The 21429-nt window shown below is 38.1% G+C and carries 16 protein-coding genes, 1 rRNA gene and 1 pseudogene; 7 read left to right on the forward strand and 11 right to left on the reverse strand.

The window, feature by feature from the left end:
• Window positions 1–2 precede the first annotated feature (2 nt).
• Entirely contained in the window at window positions 3–2885 is a 2883-nt protein-coding gene (locus HG567_RS06610; protein WP_202163772.1) for a DEAD/DEAH box helicase family protein, read from the forward strand.
• 30 nt (window positions 2886–2915) lie between these two features.
• On the opposite strand, the gene mreC is transcribed toward HG567_RS06610, so the two are convergent.
• From mreC to fabZ, 5 genes are read right to left on the reverse strand one after another with little or no spacing between them, the layout of a single operon-like run.
• A complete protein-coding gene (mreC, locus tag HG567_RS06615; RefSeq protein ID WP_202139576.1) occupies window positions 2916–3662 on the reverse strand; it encodes a rod shape-determining protein MreC in 747 nt (248 codons plus the stop codon).
• 3 nt (window positions 3663–3665) lie between these two features.
• On the reverse strand, window positions 3666–4709 hold the full coding sequence (locus HG567_RS06620) for a rod shape-determining protein (protein WP_000577744.1): 1044 nt from the start codon (window positions 4707–4709) through the stop codon (window positions 3666–3668).
• A 42-nt stretch (window positions 4710–4751) separates the two neighbouring features.
• The gene (gene clpX, locus HG567_RS06625; RefSeq protein WP_202139577.1) at window positions 4752–6098 is read right to left on the reverse strand and encodes an ATP-dependent protease ATP-binding subunit ClpX; all 1347 of its coding nucleotides are present in this window, start codon (window positions 6096–6098) and stop codon (window positions 4752–4754) included.
• A 1-nt stretch (window position 6099) separates the two neighbouring features.
• Window positions 6100–6912, reverse strand: coding sequence for an acyl-ACP--UDP-N-acetylglucosamine O-acyltransferase (gene lpxA / locus HG567_RS06630; protein ID WP_202163773.1), 813 nt, complete (start codon window positions 6910–6912; stop codon window positions 6100–6102).
• A 2-nt stretch (window positions 6913–6914) separates the two neighbouring features.
• Window positions 6915–7394 (reverse strand): 3-hydroxyacyl-ACP dehydratase FabZ, encoded by a 480-nt coding sequence (gene fabZ / locus HG567_RS06635; protein WP_202139579.1) that lies wholly within the window; start codon window positions 7392–7394, stop codon window positions 6915–6917.
• Between the two features lie 17 nt (window positions 7395–7411).
• On the opposite strand from fabZ, the pseudogene HG567_RS07980 reads away from it, so the two are divergent.
• A pseudogene (locus HG567_RS07980) lies at window positions 7412–7619 on the forward strand (flavoprotein oxidoreductase).
• Here the strand turns inward: HG567_RS07980 and fliW are convergent.
• The gene (fliW, locus tag HG567_RS06640) at window positions 7577–7966 is read right to left on the reverse strand and encodes a flagellar assembly protein FliW (protein WP_202140254.1); all 390 of its coding nucleotides are present in this window, start codon (window positions 7964–7966) and stop codon (window positions 7577–7579) included. The pseudogene HG567_RS07980 and the gene fliW sit on opposite strands and share 43 nt — an antisense overlap.
• A 408-nt stretch (window positions 7967–8374) precedes the next feature.
• Here fliW and HG567_RS06645 point away from each other — a divergent pair, with 408 nt between their 5' ends.
• The 3 genes from HG567_RS06645 to HG567_RS06655 are packed head-to-tail and all read left to right on the forward strand — an operon-like array spanning window position 8375 to window position 12412.
• Complete coding sequence (locus HG567_RS06645) at window positions 8375–9037, forward strand: outer membrane protein assembly factor BamD (protein ID WP_001237300.1); 663 nt, start codon at window positions 8375–8377, stop codon at window positions 9035–9037.
• A 41-nt stretch (window positions 9038–9078) separates the two neighbouring features.
• Window positions 9079–11583 carry an endopeptidase La gene (lon, locus tag HG567_RS06650; protein WP_202163774.1) on the forward strand — a complete coding sequence of 835 codons (2505 nt, stop codon included), beginning with the start codon at window positions 9079–9081 and terminating at the stop codon, window positions 11581–11583.
• A 1-nt stretch (window position 11584) separates the two neighbouring features.
• Window positions 11585–12412, forward strand: coding sequence for a prephenate dehydrogenase (locus HG567_RS06655; protein ID WP_202139581.1), 828 nt, complete (start codon window positions 11585–11587; stop codon window positions 12410–12412).
• Window positions 12413–12600: 188 nt separating this feature from the next.
• Here the strand turns inward: HG567_RS06655 and HG567_RS06660 are convergent, their stop codons facing one another.
• From HG567_RS06660 to HG567_RS06670, 3 genes are all read right to left on the reverse strand, one after another.
• Window positions 12601–13464, reverse strand: coding sequence for a DNA/RNA non-specific endonuclease (locus HG567_RS06660; RefSeq protein ID WP_202139582.1), 864 nt, complete (start codon window positions 13462–13464; stop codon window positions 12601–12603).
• Between the two features lie 118 nt (window positions 13465–13582).
• Window positions 13583–15307, reverse strand: coding sequence for a site-specific DNA-methyltransferase (locus HG567_RS06665; protein ID WP_202163775.1), 1725 nt, complete (start codon window positions 15305–15307; stop codon window positions 13583–13585).
• Window positions 15301–17859, reverse strand: a complete 2559-nt coding sequence (locus tag HG567_RS06670; protein ID WP_338154417.1) for a DEAD/DEAH box helicase family protein — start codon at window positions 17857–17859, stop codon at window positions 15301–15303. The genes HG567_RS06665 and HG567_RS06670 overlap by 7 nt, the downstream gene beginning before the upstream one ends.
• 192 nt (window positions 17860–18051) lie before the next feature.
• On the opposite strand from HG567_RS06670, the gene HG567_RS06675 reads away from it, so the two are divergent.
• Both HG567_RS06675 and HG567_RS06680 read left to right on the forward strand, forming a co-directional pair.
• Complete coding sequence (locus HG567_RS06675) at window positions 18052–18900, forward strand: biotin synthase (protein ID WP_001155623.1); 849 nt, start codon at window positions 18052–18054, stop codon at window positions 18898–18900.
• Window positions 18900–19778 carry a YihY/virulence factor BrkB family protein gene (locus tag HG567_RS06680; protein WP_033617063.1) on the forward strand — a complete coding sequence of 293 codons (879 nt, stop codon included), beginning with the start codon at window positions 18900–18902 and terminating at the stop codon, window positions 19776–19778. Before HG567_RS06675 ends, HG567_RS06680 begins: the two co-directional genes overlap by 1 nt.
• A 655-nt stretch (window positions 19779–20433) precedes the next feature.
• Here HG567_RS06680 and HG567_RS06685 read toward each other — a convergent pair.
• Window positions 20434–20937, reverse strand: coding sequence for a hypothetical protein (locus HG567_RS06685; protein ID WP_000259663.1), 504 nt, complete (start codon window positions 20935–20937; stop codon window positions 20434–20436).
• 170 nt (window positions 20938–21107) lie between these two features.
• A 5S ribosomal RNA gene (gene rrf, locus HG567_RS06690) occupies window positions 21108–21225 on the reverse strand.
• Window positions 21226–21429 lie beyond the last annotated feature (204 nt).

The raw sequence follows: 21429 nt of genomic DNA on the forward strand, positions 1-21429 counted from the left end.
TAATGGCAAAGAAAAAACAAGAAATAAGGAATAATGAAATTTTTGTCGCTCAAAAACTCGCTGAAGAGGAATTGAATATTAACGAGATTAACGATCCGTTAGAAATGCTGGACTTTAAAAGCTTTGATAGTAATAAAGAGCTTTTAGATTACCAACAGCAAGCTTTGATCAACGCTTTTAGAATGCTTGTCGCTTATTTTAGGGATTTCAAAGAAAATAAAAAAGAATTTTACGCGTTTTATCAAAAACATTATTCATTCGCTAATTGCGATTTCGCTAAAAAGAAACTCAACCATTTGTTAAAGAGCCATTTTAAGGTAGAAAATCATTGCGTGAAGTTTGAAAACTTTATCAACCGCCTAGCCTTTTACATGGCCACAGGGAGCGGTAAAACGATCGTCATTATCAAACTGGTAGAGCTTTTAAGCGTGGCTATGGGAATGGGTTTGATCCCTAAGAAAAATATCATGTTTTTTAGCGCGAACGAGCATTTGATCAAGCAATTTGAAAAAGAAATTGAAAAATACAACCGCAATAAGGACTATTCCAAACAAATTGATTTCAAAAACCTTAAAAGCGTTAAGAATAAGGATTTTTATCGCGCTCCAAAAGATTCTTTAATGAAAAAAATCGCTCTTTTTTATTACCGCGCGGATTTAATGAGCGATGAAGAAAGCAAGGAAAACCTTTTAAATTATAAGGATTGTTGGGATAATGGGGAAAACTATGTGATTTTAGATGAAGCGCATAAGGGGAATAAGACTGAGAGCAAAAGACAGGCTATTTTTAGCCTATTATCTCAAAAAGGGTTTTTATTCAATTTCAGTGCCACTTTCACCGAAGAGAGCGATCTCATCACTGCGGTGTATAATTTAAGCGTGGGCGAGTGGGTGAAGCTTGGCTATGGTAAAGAGTCTGTTTTATTGAAGAAAAACAATTTAAGCGCTTTTAAGGAATTGAAAGATTTAAACGATAGGGAAAAAGAAATCGCTCTTTTAAAGGCGTTATTGCTTTTAGGCATGCAAAAACGCTATAAAGTAGAAGGCTATTTTTACGACCCTTTAATGCTCGTGTTCACGCATTCTGTGAACGTGGAAAACAGCGATGCGGAAATCTTTTTTAAAACTTTAGCACGCGTGATTGAAAATGACGATGAGAGCGATTTTTTAAAGGCTAAAGACGATTTATTAGAGGAATTAGAGGGTCCGGAATTCCTTTTTAGCGATGGCAAAGATCAAAAAGATAAAATTGAGGTTTTTAAAGAGGGTTTAAAAAGCATGGATTTTAAAGGCTTAAAAGAAGCAGTTTTTTATGCCAGTAACGGGCATATTGAAGTCATCATTAACCCTAAAAACAACCAAGAAATCGCTTTCAAGCTCAACACAAGCGACAAAGTCTTTTGCCTGATTAGAATAGGCGATATTACAGAATGGATCCGTGAAAAATTAAAGAGCGTGAAGGTGGTGAGTAAGAATTTGAGCTTTAAAGAAGAGAGCTATTTCAGCCAGATTGATAAGAGCAGTATCAATATTTTAGTGGGGTCTCGCGCTTTTGATACCGGGTGGGATAGCACAAGGCCTAGCGTGATTTTATTTTTAAATATAGGGCTTGATGATGACGCTAAAAAATTGGTGAAACAATCTTTTGGCAGGGGCGTAAGGATTGAAAGCGTCAAAAACCAACGCCAAAGGTTAGCGTATTTAGACATAGATGAAGCCGTTAAAGACAAGCTGAAACCAAACGCTGCAATGCTGGAAACGCTTTTTGTGATACCCACCAACCATGCAAGCCTTGAAGCGATTTTAAAGTTCCAAAAAGAGAGCGAAAATGGGGGTGAGAATAGAGGTTCTTGGCATGAAATCAAATTAGAAAAAACGCCCATGAAACACGCCTTATTCGTGCCTTGCTACCGAAAAGAACAAACCAACGCTCTTAAAATTTCTCCAAGCGCTTCGTTTAAAATGAGCGAAAAAAATTTTAAGGATTTAAAAGAGCATTTTCATTTAATGAGTGAAAAGCATTTTATTTTAAAGCATGAAATTTATGACCCTAAAGATTACGCGCTGTTAAAAGAAATGATACAAACAGTGCATTTTAAAAAGGTATCAACCTGGCATTATAAAGATTTAGATTACATGATTTCTGAAATTAAAGGCAAGCTATACCCTAATCAAAAAGTGCCTAAAGACGAATTTAACGCCCTAGATAATGAGAAAATCGTGCATTTTAAAAGGATTAAAGTTAAGGCAGATAAAAAAGAAAAATTGATTCAAACCATTCAAGAAGTGAAAGAGTATGTGCCTTTGGATACAGAAAAACACAAACAAGACAAAACGTTCAAAGTTGATGACGCAGAGCTGTTAAAACTCAAGGAGCATTACTACACCCCTTTAATTAAAGCCAAAAACTGCGATTGGCTTAAGCATGTGGTTAAAGTAAAGAGCGAGAGCGATTTTTTAGAAGAGTTGTTAAAGATTACCGAAACGCTGCAAGAAAACTATGATTTTTGGGCGTTCAGCAAGATTGATGAGCATTTAGACAATTTGTTTATCCCTTATATAGACAACGGCACTACAGAAAGGCGCTTTTTCCCTGATTTTATCTTTTGGCTGCAAAAAGGCAATACGCAGATCATTTGCTTCATTGATCCTAAAGGGAGCAAACGCACTGATTACGAGCATAAGGCAGATGCGTATCAACTTTTTAAAGATAAAGTTTTTAACCCTAAAGACAATCCCAATCTCAAAATCAAAGTGGTTTTAAAATTTTATGGGGATAAGGATGATGTGGGGGAGCGTTATAGGGATCTTTGGATTGAAAAAGGGAAACTAGAATATTTTTTTCTGGATTTAAAGGATTGGCCTGATTTCATTGAAAAGGGTTAAAAACGCACTTGAATAGCCTTGAATAGAGCGCTAGTTTTTCACACCGCTTAAAAACACATGCCTTAAAAGTTTGGCTTCGCTTATAAAAGCGTTTTTTAATACCGCGCTTTTATAAGTGTAATGATCTTCAATGCTTGAAACTTCGCCCACAAACACCCCCGCTCCAAAAATCCCATCTAGCCCGCTCGTTAGCACTTGATCGCCTATGTTGATTTCAGCGCTTGGGACAATGAAATCCACGATTAATTCTTGCCTAAAATTAGATCCTATGAAGCCTAGCACTTGATTTTTGCCTACCATCACGCTATAAGCGCACCGCTTGTGAGCGTTCAAAAACCCGTTCAAGCGCCCTTTTTCTAGCACCGCAATGCCTATGGCTTGATTGTGAGAGACAAGGCCATAAATCTTATTTTCTTCTAAATTTACAATAGGGTTGAGAGAAACGCTGTGCGTGTCTTCTAAACTGATGAATGAAGTCATAAAGGTGGGGGTATAAGTCATTTTTGGATTTTCTAAAGGATAGATACTATTCAAACGCTCTTTCAAATCAGCGTTTTCTAGTTTTAAAGCTTCTAAAATCAAGCGTTCTTTTTGAAATTCCTTAATGTTTTGGGCTTGAAAAAAATACGCTTGAACGTTGTCCAGTAAGCTGTTTTTAGCGCTCATCAAGGCGTTTTTAATCCGGTCGCTGATATAAGAAGAGCTGCCTTTAATGTCTAAAAAATAAAAAATAAGAAAAATCCCTAAAAGCCAAAGGAATTTAAAATAAAAACGCATGCATTATTCACTAAAACCCACACGGCTGAGTAAATCCAAATCTTGTATGGCTTCCCCTGTACCTTTGGCTACCGCCAATAAAGGCTCATCGCCCACATACACAGGGAGTTTAACCATATCGCTTAAATACTTGTCTAATCCCTTAATCAAAGCCCCACCGCCGGTAAGCACCACGCCATTTTGCACAATGTCTTTCGCTAAATCCGGCTTCACTTCTTCAAGCACGCTCCTTAAAGCGCTAGAAATCTCTCTCACTTGATCTTTAATGGCTTCAAACACATCATCAGAGCTCAATTCAATCGTGTGCAACAGCCCGCTCACTTGATCCCTCCCTGACACTTCCATTGTGAGAGGCGGATCCAATTTGATCGCGCAACCGATTTCAATCTTAATCTCTTCGCCGGTGCGCTCCCCTATCAACAGATTGAATTTCTTGCGGATATATTCCACGATGCTTTGATCCAATTTGTCCCCAGCCACTCTAATGCTTTTAGAAATGACTAGCCCCCCAAGACTGATCACGCCAATTTCAGTCGTGCCACCGCCAATATCCACGATCAAACTCCCTTGCGGCTCTTTCACCGGTAAGCCCGCTCCAATCGCAGCTGCCATAGGCTCTTCAATCAAAAAGACTTCTCTAGCTCCCGCGCTTAAAGCGCTCTCTTTAACCGCATTCCTTTCCACGCTCGTCAATCCATAAGGCACGCACACCATGATGCGCGGTCGGATCCATGTTTTTCGTTTGTGCGCTTTTTCAATAAAGTAGCGGATCATTTTAGCGGTAATGTCATAATCGGCAATCACGCCATCTTTCATGGGGCGAATCGCTCTGATGCTGTTAGGGGTTTTGCCTAGCATTTCCTTAGCCTCGCTCCCCACTGCCAAAATATCATAAGCTTTAGAATCAAACAATCCCATGCGCACCGCCACAATAGAAGGCTCATTGATAATAATGCCCTGCCCTTTGACTAGCACGATCGTGTTAGCCGTGCCTAAATCTATGGCAATATCATGCGAAAACAAACCGATCAATTTGCTAAAAATCATGCCCTTTCTAATCCTTTATCGTTAAATTTATAAGCGTGTCCCTTAAGGAAGAATTTTAGAATGCGTTTTAGCAATGATCAAAGGTTCAGCCTGTTTTAAAACACAATCTTTAGTGATACGCACTTCCGATCCCTTAAGCTTGGGTAAATCAAACATAATATCCAAACAAAAATCTTCAATGATCGCCCTTAAGCCCCTAGCCCCGGTTTTTCTTTCTAATGCGAGTTGAGCGATTTCTTTAATGGCTTCTTCTTCAAAAATCAAATCCACTTCATCCATTTTGAAAAGTTGTTGGTATTGCTTGATGAGAGCGTTTTTAGGTTTTTGCAAAATATCCACCATCGCTTCTAAACTGATGCTATCTAGCGTGCTTAAAACCGGCAAACGGCCAATAAGCTCAGGGATAAGCCCATAAGTAACCAAGTCATGGGTTTGGACTAAATGCAAGATCGCTTCTTGCTCTTTTTTGCTCATCTTTTCTTGAGTGAAACCCAACACATTCTGCGTGGTGCGTTTTTTAATGATTTCAGCTAACCCATCAAACGCTCCAGCGCAAATGAATAAAATATCGCTCGTGTCAATTTGAATGAAATTGCCCTCAGGGTGCTTTCTGCCGCCTTTGGGGGGGATATTCACTAAAGAGCCTTCAACGATTTTTAACAACGCTTGCTGAACGCCCTCGCCAGAAACGTCTCTAGTGATGGAGCGGTTTTCTGACAAACGGCTGATTTTATCAATCTCGTCAATGAACACAATGCCTTTTTGGGCTTTTTGGACATTCCAATCGCTCGCTTGCAACAATCTTGTGAGGATATTTTCCACATCTTCGCCCACATAACCCGCTTCAGTCAAGCTAGTCGCATCGCTAATGGCGATAGGAATATCCAAATGCTTGGCCAGAGTTTGCGCCATTAAAGTTTTGCCTGAGCCTGTAGGGCCGATCAATAAAATATTGGACTTGCTCAACTCCACTTCTTCTAAATGCTCTAACTCTAAATCGCTGTCTTGGTTGTCTTGTTTTTTGAGTTTTTCTTTAAAAGATAAGCGCTTGTAATGGTTATACACGGCTACGGAAAAAACCTTTTTAGCCTGCTCTTGGCCTATCACATAATTGTCCAAAACCGCCTTAAGCTCTTTAGGGGCTGGAATATGAGAGAGTAAAAATTCTTCTTCATAAGCGCTAGATTCCATTCTTCTCAATCGGTCTCTTTTGAGTGCGAATAAAGAATCCATTCTGTCGTATTTGTGCAATTCCCCATGCATCACATCTATACAATATTCGCACACGCACATGTCTTTATTGAGGTTGCTCGCAAAAATAATGCGGCGTTTTTTGGGATCTCTGGATTCTGGTTTTTTGCAAAAACTGCAATAAAGCGTTTCGTTCATGTTATTCCTCTTGTTTTTCTTCGCTAGAATATTCGCTTGACTTATACGCCACACCCCTAGAACTCTCTAAAATAAAAGAGCAAATCTCTTTCACAAAAGGGTTATTGGCATGCTCTTCTAATTCTAATTTAGCGCTCTCTCTTAAAGAGGGGACAGGGCTAAACAACCTCTTATAAAGCGCATGGATGAAGTCAATATCCTTACTCTCTAATAATTGGCGCATCCTGTGGCGGTTTAACCCCCTAATAAAAGCGCGATTGCCCTCTACGGTGCAATAAGGCGGCACATCTTTGCCTAAAGCGCTCTTACCGGCTATCATGCACCCTTTAGCGATACGCACAAACTGATGGATTGCAGTAAGACCGCCGATATTGACATAATCGCCTATTTCAATATGCCCTGCTAAAGTTACGCCATTAGCCAAAATACAATGATTGCCGATCACGCAATCATGAGCGACATGCACGTAAGCCATGAGCAGGTTTTTATCCCCAATAATGGTTTTTTGAATCCCCCCTTCAGTGCCGGGATTTATCATGCAAAATTCACGAATAAGGTTGTCTTCTCCAACCATCAATTCGCTGTATTCACCCTTGTATTTTAAATCTTGAGGCTGTGTGCCTAGCACGGCAAAAGGGAAAATTTCGGTGTTTTTCCCAATGAAAGTATGCCCTTGTAAGGTTACATTGTTATGGAGTTTCACGCCATCATCTAGTTTGACGCTATCTCCAATCACGCAAAATTCCCCAATCTCTACGCCTTTATTAATCTCTGCTTTAGGAGAGATGATGGCTGTTTTTGCAATCTTACTCATTTTTATTCTCTCTCTGCGATCATGGCTTTTAATTCGGCTTCAGCGACCACTTTGCCATCCACTTGAGCCGTGCCGCCCACTTGCCAGATCATGCCCTTATGCTTTAAGACTTCTAAATGGTATTCCAATCTGTCGCCTGGGGTTACAGGAATGCGGAATTTAACCTTGTCAATCGTCATGAAATACACGATTTTTGTTTTGGCTATTTCAGGGTCAAACCCCCACAAGCTAGTGAAAGCTAAAAACCCTCCGCTTTGTGCCATGCCCTCTACGATCAAAACGCCCGGGAAAATGGGCTTATTAGGGAAATGCCCATTAAACACATCTTCATTAAAAGTGATATTCTTATAAGCGACAATTTTTTGATTGGCTTGTAAATCTATGATTCTATCCACTAAGAGCATGGGATAGCGGTGAGGTAAAATCTGTAAGATATGCTCTATAAAAAATTGAGATTGTAAGTTTTGACGGCTTTGTTCCATAAAATAAACTCCTTGTTTTGGATTCAATTAAAGCGCCATTTTTAGCGTTGGTTATCCTATAAAAATAACCGTTATTATACCATAAGAAAACCGCTCGCTTGTATTTGCAAAAACGCCGATGCATTGCACCATAAGTTTAAAGAAACACTTTACACAGACACCACTCATGCACCGCTCATGCATCATCCATGCGTGTGGCTCAGAATATTCTCTCTTAAATGGTAGTGTGGGTATTTGTTAGAATCCAAAACCACTTGCCCCATGAGCTGCTTGTCCAAATTGAAAATTAAAGGGGCTAAATAATTCACGGTGGAAAGCTCAATAGGGGTTTGAACGACCATGATATTAGCGATTAGAACGCTCTTGGCCCCCTCTAATTCTAAAAGGATTTTTAAGGGGGTAGGCACTTCAAATTCGTATTTTCTTAAAGCAAAGGGATTGACCAGCGTGAAAGACACGACAGAATTGTCTTCTGCGCTATTCAAACGCAAAAAGATTTCATCAACCTTTTGCAAGTGCATTTTATGAATGGTTTCAAACCCTAATATAGGCGCTTTCACATCAAAAAGCATAGGCGATTGCATTCCCTTTAAAAAAGCACAAAATCTTCTCCTTAAAGAATAAAAGACCGCCTTAAAACCAGCGCTCAATGATTTCTAAACTAAAAATCTGTATTATATCAAACAATTTTGGTAAAATCAATTTTTGCTAGTTTTGGGTATAATCCCAATAACTTAACCATGATAGAAGTTTAACTGAATCATTATAAAATACAACAAGGAGTTGAGAAATGAGCAAGATAAAACCACAAATCAAGAAAAATAATCCCAGCAAATCTCATTTTAGCGGTGGGTGGCACCTTTTTGGTGCGGCTGGGCTTGATTTGGAGAAATGGTGCTGACATTATTTGGTGGGAATAAGAAAGATAAGAAAAAATAACCAAGAGTTATTCAAAAATTTAATTTTATAAGACAGGTGGCATGCGTTTAAAACATTTTAAAACTTTCCTTTTTATCGCAATGGCGATTATTGTGATAGGCACCGGTTGCGCGAACAAAAAGAAAAAAAAAGACGAATACAACAAACCGGCGATCTTTTGGTATCAAGGGATTTTAAGAGAAATCCTTTTTGCTAATTTAGAAACAGCGGACAATTACTATTCTTCTTTACAAAGCGAACACATCAATTCCCCCCTTGTCCCAGAGGCGATGCTGGCTTTAGGGCAAGCGCACATGAAAAAGAAAGAGTATGTTTTAGCGTCTTTTTACTTTGATGAATACATCAAGCGCTTTGGGACAAAAGACAATGTGGATTATTTGACCTTTTTGAAATTGCAATCGCATTATTACGCTTTCAAAAACCATTCTAAAGACCAGGAATTTATCTCTAATTCTATTGTGAGTTTAGGCGAATTTATAGAAAAATACCCTAACAGCCGTTACCGCCCCTATGTAGAATACATGCAAATCAAATTCATTTTAGGGCAAAATGAGCTCAATCGCGCGATCGCGAATGTCTATAAAAAACGCCACAAGCCTGAGGGCGTGAAACGCTATTTAGAAAGGATAGATGAGACTTTAGAAAAAGAGACTAAACCCAAGCCATCGCACATGCCTTGGTATGTGTTAATTTTTGATTGGTAGGATATTTCAAAACCATACAAATTATAACAGAGAGATGAAAAATGACTGAAGATTTTCCTAAAATTCTGCCTTTATTGGTAGAAGAAGACACTTTTTTGTACCCCTTTATGATAGCCCCTATTTTTTTGCAAAATAACGCGAGCATCAAGGCGGTGGCTTACGCTAAAAACAATAAATCGTTAGTCTTTATTGCATGCCAAAAAGACAAATTGAACGATAATGAAGCCCCTTATTATGACGTGGGGGTGATTGGATCTATTATGCGTGAAGCCAACATGCCTAATGGGCGTGTGAAATTGCTCTTTAATGGCATCGCTAAGGGGCGTATTTTAGAGCCTGCCAAAGAAAACGAGCAAGGCTTTTTAGAAGCTCAAATAAGCCCTATTGAATATTTAGAATACGATAAAGAAAACATTCAAGCTATTGTTGAAGTCTTAAAAGAAAAAGTGATCACTCTAGCCAATGTCAGCTCACTCTTCCCTCCGGATTTGATCAAGGCTTTAGAAGACAATGACGATCCTAACCGCATCGCTGATTTAATCGCAGCGGCCTTGCATTTAAAAAAAGATCAAGCGTATTCTCTTTTTGCCAACAACAACACCGAGCAGCGCTTGTTGGATTTGATTGATATTGTGATAGAAGAAACTAAAACCCAAAAGCTCCAAAAAGAAATCAAGTCCAAAGTCCATCAAAAAATGGAGCAAACCAATAAGGAATATTTCTTAAAAGAGCAGCTCAAACAAATCCAAAAAGAGCTTGGCACAGACAAACAGCGAGATGAAGATTTAAACCAATACTACCAAAAACTAGAAAGCGTCAAGCCTTTTTTAAAAGAAGAAGCGTTTAAGGAGATTAAAAAGCAAATTGACCGGCTGAGCCGAACCCATGCGGACAGCTCGGATAGCGCGACTTTACAAAATTATATTGAAACCATGTTAGATGTGCCTTTTGGGCAATATGAAAAAAAAGCGCTTGACATTAAGCATGTCAAAGAACAACTAGATAACGATCATTATTCCTTAAAAAGGCCTAAAGAGCGCATTGTAGAATACTTTGCCACCATGCAGCTTTTAGAAATGCGCCGCAAGAAAAAGCCAGAAAAAAAAGACAAAGCTAAAGGCACGATTTTATGCTTTTATGGGCCTCCTGGCGTGGGTAAAACGAGTTTGGCTAATTCCATCGCTAAAGCGATAGAGCGCCCTTTAGTTCGGATCGCTTTAGGGGGCTTAGAAGATGTGAATGAATTAAGAGGGCACAGACGCACTTATATAGGCTCAATGCCTGGGCGCATTGTCCAAGGGCTTATTGAAGCTAAAAAGATGAATCCGGTCATGGTTTTAGATGAAATTGATAAGGTGGATAGAAGCGTTAGGGGCGATCCAGCGAGCGCTTTATTAGAGATCTTAGACCCTGAGCAAAATATCGCTTTTAGGGATCATTATGCGAATTTCAGCATTGATTTGTCGCAAGTGATTTTTATCGCTACCGCCAATAATATTGACAGAATCCCGGCCCCTTTAAGAGACAGAATGGAATTTATCAGCGTGTCCAGCTACACGCCTAGCGAAAAAGAAGAGATCGCTAAAAACTACCTCATCCCCCAAGAATTAGAAAAGCACGCCTTAAAGCCTAGCGAAGTGGAGATTAGCCATGAGTGTTTGAAACTCATTATTGAAAAATACACCAGAGAAGCAGGCGTTAGGGATTTACGAAGACAGATCGCAACGATTATGCGTAAAGTAGCTTTAAAATACCTAGAAGATAACCCATACAAAAAAGGGCGGACTAAAAAAGGCGAAAATGAAGAAAGCGAAGACAAAAAAGGCGAAAATGATGAAAATGAAAAAAGAGGTGGAAACAAAGATTTCTGCGTCTCTATCACGCCTAACAACCTTAAAGAGTATTTAGAACGCATGGTGTTTGAAATTGACCCCATAGATGAAGAAAATAAAATCGGTATCGTCAATGGCTTGGCATGGACTCCAGTGGGCGGTGATGTGCTTAAAATTGAAGCGGTTAAGATTAGGGGCAAGGGGGAATTGAAACTCACCGGGAGTTTAGGCGATGTGATGAAAGAATCCGCCATTATTGCCTTTTCTGTTGTCAAAGTCTTGTTGGATAACGAAACCTTAAAAGCGCCCAAAATCCCTAGCGAGGCCGATGCAGAGAATAAGAAAAAGAAAAAAGTGCTGAAAGTTTATAACGCTTATGATTTGCACTTGCATGTCCCTGAGGGGGCTACGCCCAAAGACGGCCCAAGCGCTGGGATCGCTATGGCGAGCGTGATGGCGAGCATTTTGTGCGACAGGGCTACAAGAAGCGAAGTGGCAATGACGGGCGAATTGACTTTGAGCGGGGAAGTTTTACCCATAGGAGGGTTGAAAGAAAAGTTGATCGCTGCTTTTAAAGCCGGCATTAAAACCGCTCTCATTCCTGTCAAAAACTATGAAAGGGATTTAGATGAAATCCCTGCTGAAGTGCGAGAGAATTTAAACATCGTTGCGGTGAAAAGCATCGCTGAAGTGTTAGAAAAAACTTTACTTTAGAATGAAAGCAGGCATTATTGGTTTAGGGCTTATGGGGGGGAGTTTAGGGTTGGCCTTACAAGAATGGGGGCGTTTTAAAAGCGTTATGGGCTATGATCACAACGCTTTGCATGCTAAATTGGCTTTGACTTTGGGGCTTGTAGATGAATGCGTGGGATTTGAAAAGATTTTAGAATGCGATGTGATTTTTTTGGCCATTCCGGTTGAGGGCATCATTGGGTGTTTGAAAAAAATGACCTCTATCAAAAAAAGCGCAGCGATTATTGATTTAGGGGGGGCAAAAGCGCAAATCATCCGCAATATCCCTAAAAGCATCCGTCAAAATTTCATCGCCGCGCACCCCATGTGCGGGACAGAGTTTTATGGCCCTAAAGCGAGCGTTAAGGGGCTGTATGAAAACGCTTTGGTGATATTGTGCGATTTAGAAGATTCAGGGGCTGAGCAAGTAGAGATCGCTAAAGAAATCTTTCTAGGCATTAAAGCGCGCTTGATTAAAATGAAATCTAGCGAGCATGACACCCATGTGGCTTATATCAGCCATTTACCCCATGTTTTGAGTTATGCGTTAGCCAATAGCGTTTTAAAGCAAAACGACCCAGAGATGATTTTATCCTTAGCGGGTGGGGGTTTTAGGGACATGAGCCGTTTGTCTAAAAGCTCGCCTTTAATGTGGAAAGATATTTTCAAACAAAACCGAGACAATGTCTTAGAAGCGATTGAAAAATGCGAAAAAGAAATCGCACAAGCTAAGGCTTGGATAGAAAATAACGATTATGAAAGCCTTGCAGAATGGATGGCGCAAGCGAACAAGCTCCAGGAGTTCATGTAAAATAATTTAAAATTTTGTATATTGTTGTTTTTAGAGTTGCGAGGAGCAGGTAATAATAATTTTTACCCCATTTCTCCAACACCTATGAAACGCTTATCGCTTCCAACAAAAACAAATTTTAGCCGTTTAGGGATTTGATTCCTTAAACCTTTATCCAAAATACCGGTGTTTTTATAGGCATTTTAGTTTTAATACTTCTTAGCGTTGTTAAGATACTTAGGCAATTCGTTCAACTCAGTGTTTTTATTGTTCTTAAAAACCACTTGCTTTTCAACCCGCTCATATTCTTTACAATCTTTTCTCATTTCTTGTAAGGGATACTTTTGGTTGTCATTAGGGATATAAAAGCATTCGCTTTTAGCGTTTTCATAGCTATCTGTTAGGCTTGTATCATAGTGGTACCAAAATCCGCTAGGGATAGCGATGTTTTTAGAGCTAAAAGTCCTATAACCTTGTTTGATGATGGTGAGTTCTTCTACTAAAACTTGATGGTATTTCCTGGCCAAATTACGGCCCTCTTTTTCCACCAATAAAACAGAATGCCTGTTGGTGTTTTTGGCTTCAGGGGTGATATTAGTCATTCTGTAAGTCTCTCTTAAAGGGTTAGAGGCAAAATCAAAAGAAGCGTCATTCGCCACAAAATGCCCCCTATCAAAACCGCTTCTGGTGTAATCTTGTGTCGTGGCTTGTTGGTATTTGGCTAATCGTGTGTCCGTTTTAAACTCATAGCGTTTTTCAATATTGTTTTTATCCACTAAATCCCCAAACAACACGCTCACGCCATAAATAGGGTTTTTTAACTCGCTAGAGTAACACACCGAATAGAAGTTATTTTTTAAGACCTTACAATCAATGTTAGTGAGCATGCCATTAGCGTTGTGAGTGGGATTGTGGTTTTTAGTAGGATTAGCGCTATTGACTTGATCCTTGATTTCATTAAGCTTTTTAGCGGTGTAGCTGTTAATAGCCTTAGTGAAATTATCCAGCATGTCCGCTTGGAGCCAACTCATAGTGATCAGGCTAAAACAGAGCCAGTTTTTAAAGGTTTTCATGTTTTGCTCCTTGTTGGTTGGCTTGAATACTACAATAATATTTTTAATCGTTTATTTTTACCCACTAAATAGGCGTAGCGTTTTGATGCGTTAAATAGTGCGCATTGAACGATCAAACTTAAGAATAAAAAATCTCATTGTATTTTTTAGTGATCCCATCTATCCCCCATGCGTCTTCGTCAATATCGCCCAAGTTTAAATAGTCTTCGTTAGAGTCTAAAAGATTACAACAAATCCTTTTTTGCTCGTTTAAATCTAAATTGTGGAACTCTTCGCTATCAATTTCATCCATCTTACAATCGGCACGTTTTAAAAAGCGCTCATTAAGATCGTTAAAGATTTTTAGGCATTCGCTCGCGCTTTTAGCGTTAAGGATTTGTTTTTTAATTTCTAAATTCACTTCTTTCAATTCAGCATAGACAAAACTCCCGCCCCCTTTAAAATCGCATTTTTTAGAAATGCCCCCTTGCTCGCCCTCTATGACTTTTTTTAACCTTTCTTTGGTGATCGTTTCTATATAGTCCATTTGCTCGATGCCAATGTAGCGGCGTTTCATTTTGTGTGCCACCGCGCAAGTCGTCCCGCTCCCGGCAAAAAAGTCTAACACGAGATCGTTTTCGTTGGTAGAGACCTCTAAAATTCTTTGGATAAGTTTTTCTGATTTTTGCCCCTTTATTTCTTCTGTTCCTAACATTTTAGATACAGTCTCACCAGAGTAACTAACAATGGCGATACTATTTAGATCATCGTATTCGTTTCCATTCCAAATATCTTCTAGAGGGTATCTTTCGGGTCTTGTTTCGTGATTTATAATTTTTATAATCTTCTTTTGTTTTTCTCTGTCTATTCCTAAGTTGTCTAAATTACTTTGTATTTTTTCTATTTTTATTAATTCTTTAAAATCTTTGTTTTCTATATATTTTTTATTAAAAAATAATTTATCTGCATTCTTAGAATAGAATAAAATTGTATCGTGATTTCTTATAAAATTATTGATTGATGTTTTATAACCGGATAACCAACCGATACGCCAAATTATCTCTCTTTGAAAATTTTCAACTCCAAAAATTTCGTCCATTAACACCTTACAATAATGCACTTCATTATAATCTAAACTAATATAAATACTCCCATCATCGCTTAAAAACTCCCTAGCCGCTTCAAGCCTGTTTTTCATAAACACTAGCCAAGAGCTGTGGTTAAAATTATCGTTGTAATTAAAGCTGTCATTACCCGTATTATAAGGGGGGTCAATGTAGATGCATTTCACTTGTTTAGCGAATTTCTTTTTTAAAGAATGAAGAGCGATCAAATTATTGCCTTTGATAAGGTAGTTTGTGTTTTTATCTTTTAAAGCGCTTTCTAAATCGCCTTCTCCATGCATTTCAAAACGGCACAACGCTTTTTTGCATAAAAGCGTGTCAATTTCTTTTTTATGCAGTATTTCATGGTAAAAAAGCTCGTTAGATTTGGTGCTGTTATCTTTAGCGTTACCCAGTAAAACATTGTCTTTAAAAGGGAAATGCAAAACGACGGATCCGCTAGACTTTAAAAAGCCCCCTTGTGAATATAAGCCTATTTTATTTTTAAATCGTGTGAAAGAGCGATCTAATTTTCTTATTTCTAAATATTTGTCTAAACATTCCAATAACGCTTCTTGATTGAATACAAGCGTGTTGGCGATCATTTTAAAAAAAGCGTTTTTGTAGTCGTTAGCGTTTTCATGCTCAAGCATGAAAGTTAAAAGCTTTTCATCAGCTGTTAGGATTAAAGTAACTAAGCGTTCTTTAGTGAAACGATTGATTAAAATATCTACTAGGGTTTTGAGTGGGGTTTTTAACATTCTTTGTCCTTAAAAGTTTGATGGAAAGCGGTTTGAAAATCGCCATTGACTACGCTATTATGGAGCGTGAAAAAAGGCAAGCCTTTTAAATGGAGTTTTTTGTTATGGCTTTTAAGCGTGGCGTTTTCTAGCATTTCTAAAAATTCTTTTTTCCAAGCGTTAGAAAGCTCTAAATGTTCGCCTTTAACTTCCATATAACAAGTGAAGCCTAAAAATTCATCGCTATGCGTTTGGGCAAAAAGGATAAAATCCGGCTCAAAACCTTGCGCGTAAAAAGGGCTATTTTCTATATTGCAAAAAACTTTTAATTCAGCGAAATGGTCGTTCCTCAAAACGCACCATTCTTTGAATTTCTTGTCTAAAATCTCTTTATTTTTATTGATAAAATCTAAAAAATCCCTTTCTAAACCGCTGTCTAGTTTTCTCATGTCCTTAAAAAGCAGCCATTCATAGGGGGGAATGTTTTTTTCCCATTCACTGACGCTAAGGCTTTTATTATGCGTTTCAAATTCTTTCAATTCTAACGCGCTCACATCGTATTTATCTTGCTCTTTTAAAAGCGTGTCTTTTAAGTTTCCAATGATATAAACAGCGAGTTGTAAAAGGATTTCGTTGTCGTCAAACTTTTGGTCTTTATGGAAGTTTGTTTTTAATTGAGAGATGTATTGCTCTATAAATCCCACTTTATTGTTAAAGGCATGTTTTTTAAAGGCTTTTTTAAGCGTTTTGAAATCCAGGTTTTTTAAATTAAGGGCTTTTAAAAAATAGTTTATAGGGATTTTATCCAAGGTGTGGGGTATATAGTAAGTTCTATCGCCTTTATTTTCTTCTTTAAAATCCACTTTCTTTTCACGCACAATAAAGCCAAATAAAGGGACATGCAAGCTTTTGAGTTTGGCTTCAACAGGGCCTGAATAGTCTTTATTGAAGAGGTTGTTATTTTTTTCTCTTTTGTTGCTCGCATAGTAGCATTTGAAACGCTTAGTGGGTGTTAAAGGGATAGTCTGTTTTTCATTTACAAATCCTAATCCTAAATCTTGTAACTCGTTGTTTAATTTAGCGATAAACTCGCTGTCATAAATAGCATGGTAGTCTAACCTCTCTAGCGCGCTTAAGGGGTTAAAAAGATCAAACTTGCGTTGGTAAAACTCTATTTGGTTTGGTTTTAAATCGTTATAGCTAAAGGGGTAGTATCTCGCTCCTCGCCCTATGAGCTGGGCGTCTTTGGTGGTGTCTTTTTGGCTCGCTTTATTTTTAAGCCTGACAATGTCAAACAAATTCAACACATCCCAGCCTTCATTGAGCTTATCCACGCTAAAAATCACTCTTTTAGGGTTTTGTCTGTCTTCTAGGGAGTTCAATAAAAGCATGCTCTTTTCTAATTCTTTTTCGTTATTGGTGTTAATCTGAACGCTTTTTTTGAATTTCGTTTGCAATAATGCGGCAAGGTTGGGGGTGTAATGTTGCTTGTCAAAAAAGTTTTTAGCGTCTTTAAAAAAAGCGTTGCGGCTGTGATTGAAAAAATTTTCTAAATCTAAAGGGCTTAAATTTTCTAAAAAGGTATTGAAGCGCTCTTGATTTTCTTTGCTATCTTCAATCCTCTCGCTTTTAAACAAAATGCAAGGTTTAAAGTTTCCAATATTGTGGTGTTGGGCTAATAATTCTTTATACAAACTTGAAACGCATGCCCCTAAAAAGCGCGTTTCTAATTCTTTATTTTCATAGGAAAGGGAGTAGATGTTTTTGCAAAATTTATCCTCGCTAAATTCTTTTAAGGTGTAAGTTGCCACCTTTAGGTTTTTATATTTTTCTTCAACGCTTTTTTCTTTAGGGATAGTGGCGCTAAATTCCAGCAATAAATTGTCTTTATTTTGTTCTAGCGCTAATTTCACCACGCTTTCCCAGTTGCGTTTTTCACTAGCCTCACTATCATTTAATTTCTTTTTAGTCTCTGTGTTTAAATGGTGCGCCTCATCCGCTAAAAAAACCAATTTCTGATCTTTTAAATCCTCTATGCTGATAGCGTTTTCTTTAGCTTTAGTGAATAATGAAAACAAGCCTTGAATGGTGCTGAAATAAATGTTGATAGCGTTGTTATGACTCTCGTTTAAATTATTGATGCTTTTAATTTCTGTGTTTTTGTCATTGATATTGATATTCTCGCTAAAAAGGTATTTTGATGAAACGCTGTCTGTAAAATTCAATTTCGTTTTTTCTAAAATGCTAACACTATTCACAAAAAAGATAAAGTTTTGATAGCCTTGCTTGTAGCATTCCAAAATCAAACCCGCCATCACTAAGGTTTTACCGCTACCGGTTGCCATTTCAAACATGAAATGCTTTTGAAAGGGGTTGGATTGCCGTTTTTCTAAATAATTATTTATCGCTTGTTTTTGATAATCTCTAAGCTCGTTTTTTAAATTGCTTGTGATGTGAGTGGGTAGCTCTATTTCTCCATTACTAGGCGCGTTATTGGGCGCGCGATCTTTTATTGCTGATTGGGGGGGGGGGGGTAACTTTGAATGGATGAATCTTGCATGAAATCCCTTAATGAAAAAGTGAGAAAATTATAGCGTAAAGTTTTGAGATTGACTTTAGAGGCGCTAACGAACAATTGAATTAAAATCAAATAAAGTTTTAGTTTTAATATTTAATGGAATAAAGCCCTTAAAATCAAAAGCGCTTCTTTTTCTTTGCTATAATCAGTCTAAAAAAACCAACTTTTTTAAAACAAAGGAATGATGATGCAAGAGATTTTTTTATGTTCTATTTCCAATGTGCGCAGTGGGGATTGCAAGGAAGATTGCGCTTATTGCACGCAAAGCTCACACCACCAAGGAGCGATTAAACGCTATAAATTTAAAGATGAAAAAGTGGTTTTACAAGAGGCTAGAGCGTTAAGGGAATTAGGGGCTTTAGGGTTTTGTCTGGTTACTTCAGGGCGCGAATTAGACGATGAAAAATGCGAATATATCGCCAAATTAGCTAAAGCCATCAATCAAGAAGAATTGGGCTTGCATTTAATCGCATGCTGCGGGCGCGCGGATTTGGAGCAATTAGAGTTTTTAAGAGATGCGGGCATTCATAGTTATAACCACAATTTGGAGACTTCGCAAAATTTCTTCCCTAAGATTTGTTCCACGCACACATGGGAAGAAAGGTTCATCACATGCGAAAACGCTTTAAGGGCGGGATTAGGCTTGTGCAGTGGGGGGATTTTTGGGCTTAATGAGAGCTGGGAAGATCGGATTGAAATGCTCAGGGCGCTAGCTTCGCTCTCCCCGCACACCACGCCCATTAATTTTTTCATTAAAAACCCGGTATTACCCATTGATGCAGAAACTTTAAGCGCGGATGAAGCCCTAGAATGCGTGCTTTTGGCTAAAGAGTTTTTGCCTAACGCTAGGCTTATGGTGGCTGGGGGGCGTGAAGTGGTGTTTAAAGATAACGACAAACAGGAAGCCAAGCTTTTTGAATACGGCATCAATGCGGTGGTGTTGGGGGATTATTTAACCACCAAAGGCAAAGCCCCTAAAAAAGATATAGAAAAACTGCTCTCTTATGGCTTGACAATGGCGACAAGCTGTCATTAATGAGAGAACTTTTTAAAAGCGTTAGAGGGTTTTTGCGCCTTCTTAGAATGATTTTCCCCAAGCGTCTGAAAAACGCCTTTTTGGGCTTGAGCGAATTGTTTTACTACGCTTCCAGCTTGAGTTTTTATACGATTTTGTCTTTATCGCCTATTTTGTTGTTTGTGTTTAGTCTTTTTGTGTCTCATTATTTGCAAGCGCACAGCGGTGAAATGGAAGCCTTGATTTTCCCCAACGCTCCTAAACTCATTGGTGCGATTAAGGATTTTTTAGAAAATTTTAAAAAAACAGACATGACTTTAGGCACGCTTGAAGAGGTGTCCATTGTGGTGGCGTTGGTGCTTTTTTGTGAAAACTACCGCTCCATCGCATCAAAAATTTTTCAAGCAAAGCCCAGAGATTATGCGCATTTTAAGGGTAAAGAAATCTTTTTATTTTGGGGTTTTGGCACGACTTTAGTGTTTTTATTCGCTCTGCCTTTGGTGGTGTTTTTTGATATTAAGATCCAAGTGTTTTTTGAAGATAAAGATTCAAGCCTGTTGCATGTTTTAAGATGGATAGGCACTTACGCGTTTTTTTTGATCCTTTTTACCATTCCCACGAATAAGGTGTTTAAACATTATTTTTGGGTGTTTTTATGGGTGTTTTTTACGAGCGTTTCTTGGCATGTGTTAAAATGGGCTTTCACTTATTATGTGTTGTATAATCGCACTTACCATGAGCTTTATGGGAGCGTTTCTATTTTGTGGTTTTTGATGAGCTGGGTGTATGTGAGCTGGCTTGTGATTTTAATTGGCATGTATGGGTGCAAGGTGTGTGATGCATTCGATCCTAAAGAAGTGTTTAAGAAATTTTTAGGCTTTTTTAAGAAAGAAACTTGATGAAAAAGTTTTCTTTTAGATCGGTTCTAAAAATCTAAACGCAAACCCCACAACACCCCAACTAACAATTTAAACACAAAAGAAATAAAAAAGCAACACTCACGGAATAAAGAATAAAGAATAAAGAATAAAGAATAAAAATCTAAAACGCTAGAAGCGTTTTTTACAATCAAACCAAAGGGCTTGGTTATAAAGCGATAATTTTTTAAAAAATAAAACTTTCTAAAAACATTTCTTATCGCTTTTTAGAATTGAAGTGCAGTTTAGGGATTTTAAAAAACTTCATAAACTTCCTTTTAAAAGAAGCTTAGATAAGAGTTCTATAAATAATTACATTCTCTAAAGATTAAAACTTTTTTCTTAAATCCATGTTTAATTGATGCGGACTCTTTTCTTGCCAAAGATATAAATCTTAAACTTTCTAAAAAATTGGATTTTAGATCTTATGTTATGATTTTAAGTTTTATTTTGCCATCAAACTCGCTTTCTTAAAACCCTAAAAACTTTGAATAAAACCATAAAACATTAAACCACCAAACAAACAAAACAATGAGTCAATAATGAAATTAAATAAAAAAGCAAGACTAAAAAAACATTTCCCTATCCCTGCACCGACCTACTTTCCCACCCTTGCAAAGGGTAACATGTGAGATTTTTAAACTAAGACAACTCTTTCACCTTTGGCTTTTAAGGCTTCTTGCACCTTTTCATACCACCCCATAATGATTTGCGAGGTTTCTGTCCCCGGACTTACGCACTTATTTAAAGTGCCTCTACCCTGTGGGATCGTCTGCCCCTCTTTTGCCCAATCTAAAATCTTAACGGGTCGCCTGTAATGTATCCAATCCACTAAAGGGTCTTCTTCTTCGCTAACACATAATGCCCGATCTTTGTGAATGTTATACGCCCCGCCGATGACTTGTGCGAGCGCTACAAGTTGTTGTCCATGCTTGATGGCTACAATGTCATTCACCCGCATCACTTCTAAAAAATCTCTAATTTGTCCTTTGCTCTCTTCCCAATCCGCTAAACCAATGAAGTGGTATTCTTCTAAAATTTGGCACACATCATGCACATCCCATCTTACTTGCAGATGTTGCTGATGGATTTGCATGTGCCAAAATTCTTGAAAAGGAATGCTTGAAACATCTACGACCATAAAAACCTCCTAATTGTTGGTATTCTCTACCCATTTTCTTAATTGCCCATACCTCTCATCTCCAGAAACTGAGAAACTTTAGCGTAAAAAACTAAATAACCCCTAAACAAACAAAACAATGAGTCAATAATGAAATAAGATAAAAAGCAAGACTAAAAAACATTTCCCTATCCCTGCACCGACCTACATTCCCACTCTTGAAAAGAGCAGTATTATCAGCGATGAAGAGCTTGACTTCCAGGTTCGGAATGGTTAACTGGGTAGTTCCTCTTCTCTAAAGGCACAAGGAAAAGGGAGCTAAAGATAAAAACGCATTTACCCTTAACTCCCCTTTCTCTTTATAGGGAGCTGTTTTTCAACAAAGAAGATCGTTAATAGCCTTTAGCTTTAAACCAGAGAATATCTCATTTTAATTAAAGTTTATCCTATAAAAGTTTTTATAAAACTCCAACTCTCTTACACTCAGTAAGGCAGTGGTAACTTATCCATGCT

Origin of the sequence: Helicobacter pylori (assembly GCF_016755635.1) — a bacterium.
Taxonomy (GTDB): domain Bacteria; phylum Campylobacterota; class Campylobacteria; order Campylobacterales; family Helicobacteraceae; genus Helicobacter; species Helicobacter pylori_CQ.

Excerpts from the sequence above, each read along its gene's own strand:
- HG567_RS06610 (WP_202163772.1), top strand. The coding sequence starts at position 3 with ATGGCAAAGAAAAAACAAGAAATAAGGAATAATGAAATTTTTGTCGCT.
- mreC (WP_202139576.1), bottom strand. The coding sequence starts at position 3,662 with ATGCGTTTTTATTTTAAATTCCTTTGGCTTTTAGGGATTTTTCTTATT.
- HG567_RS06620 (WP_000577744.1), bottom strand. The coding sequence starts at position 4,709 with ATGATTTTTAGCAAATTGATCGGTTTGTTTTCGCATGATATTGCCATA.
- clpX (WP_202139577.1), bottom strand. The coding sequence starts at position 6,098 with ATGAACGAAACGCTTTATTGCAGTTTTTGCAAAAAACCAGAATCCAGA.
- lpxA (WP_202163773.1), bottom strand. The coding sequence starts at position 6,912 with ATGAGTAAGATTGCAAAAACAGCCATCATCTCTCCTAAAGCAGAGATT.
- fabZ (WP_202139579.1), bottom strand. The coding sequence starts at position 7,394 with ATGGAACAAAGCCGTCAAAACTTACAATCTCAATTTTTTATAGAGCAT.
- fliW (WP_202140254.1), bottom strand. The coding sequence starts at position 7,966 with ATGCTTTTTGATGTGAAAGCGCCTATATTAGGGTTTGAAACCATTCAT.
- HG567_RS06645 (WP_001237300.1), top strand. The coding sequence starts at position 8,375 with ATGCGTTTAAAACATTTTAAAACTTTCCTTTTTATCGCAATGGCGATT.
- lon (WP_202163774.1), top strand. The coding sequence starts at position 9,079 with ATGACTGAAGATTTTCCTAAAATTCTGCCTTTATTGGTAGAAGAAGAC.
- HG567_RS06655 (WP_202139581.1), top strand. The coding sequence starts at position 11,585 with ATGAAAGCAGGCATTATTGGTTTAGGGCTTATGGGGGGGAGTTTAGGG.
- HG567_RS06660 (WP_202139582.1), bottom strand. The coding sequence starts at position 13,464 with ATGAAAACCTTTAAAAACTGGCTCTGTTTTAGCCTGATCACTATGAGT.
- HG567_RS06665 (WP_202163775.1), bottom strand. The coding sequence starts at position 15,307 with ATGTTAAAAACCCCACTCAAAACCCTAGTAGATATTTTAATCAATCGT.
- HG567_RS06675 (WP_001155623.1), top strand. The coding sequence starts at position 18,052 with ATGCAAGAGATTTTTTTATGTTCTATTTCCAATGTGCGCAGTGGGGAT.
- HG567_RS06680 (WP_033617063.1), top strand. The coding sequence starts at position 18,900 with ATGAGAGAACTTTTTAAAAGCGTTAGAGGGTTTTTGCGCCTTCTTAGA.
- HG567_RS06685 (WP_000259663.1), bottom strand. The coding sequence starts at position 20,937 with ATGGTCGTAGATGTTTCAAGCATTCCTTTTCAAGAATTTTGGCACATG.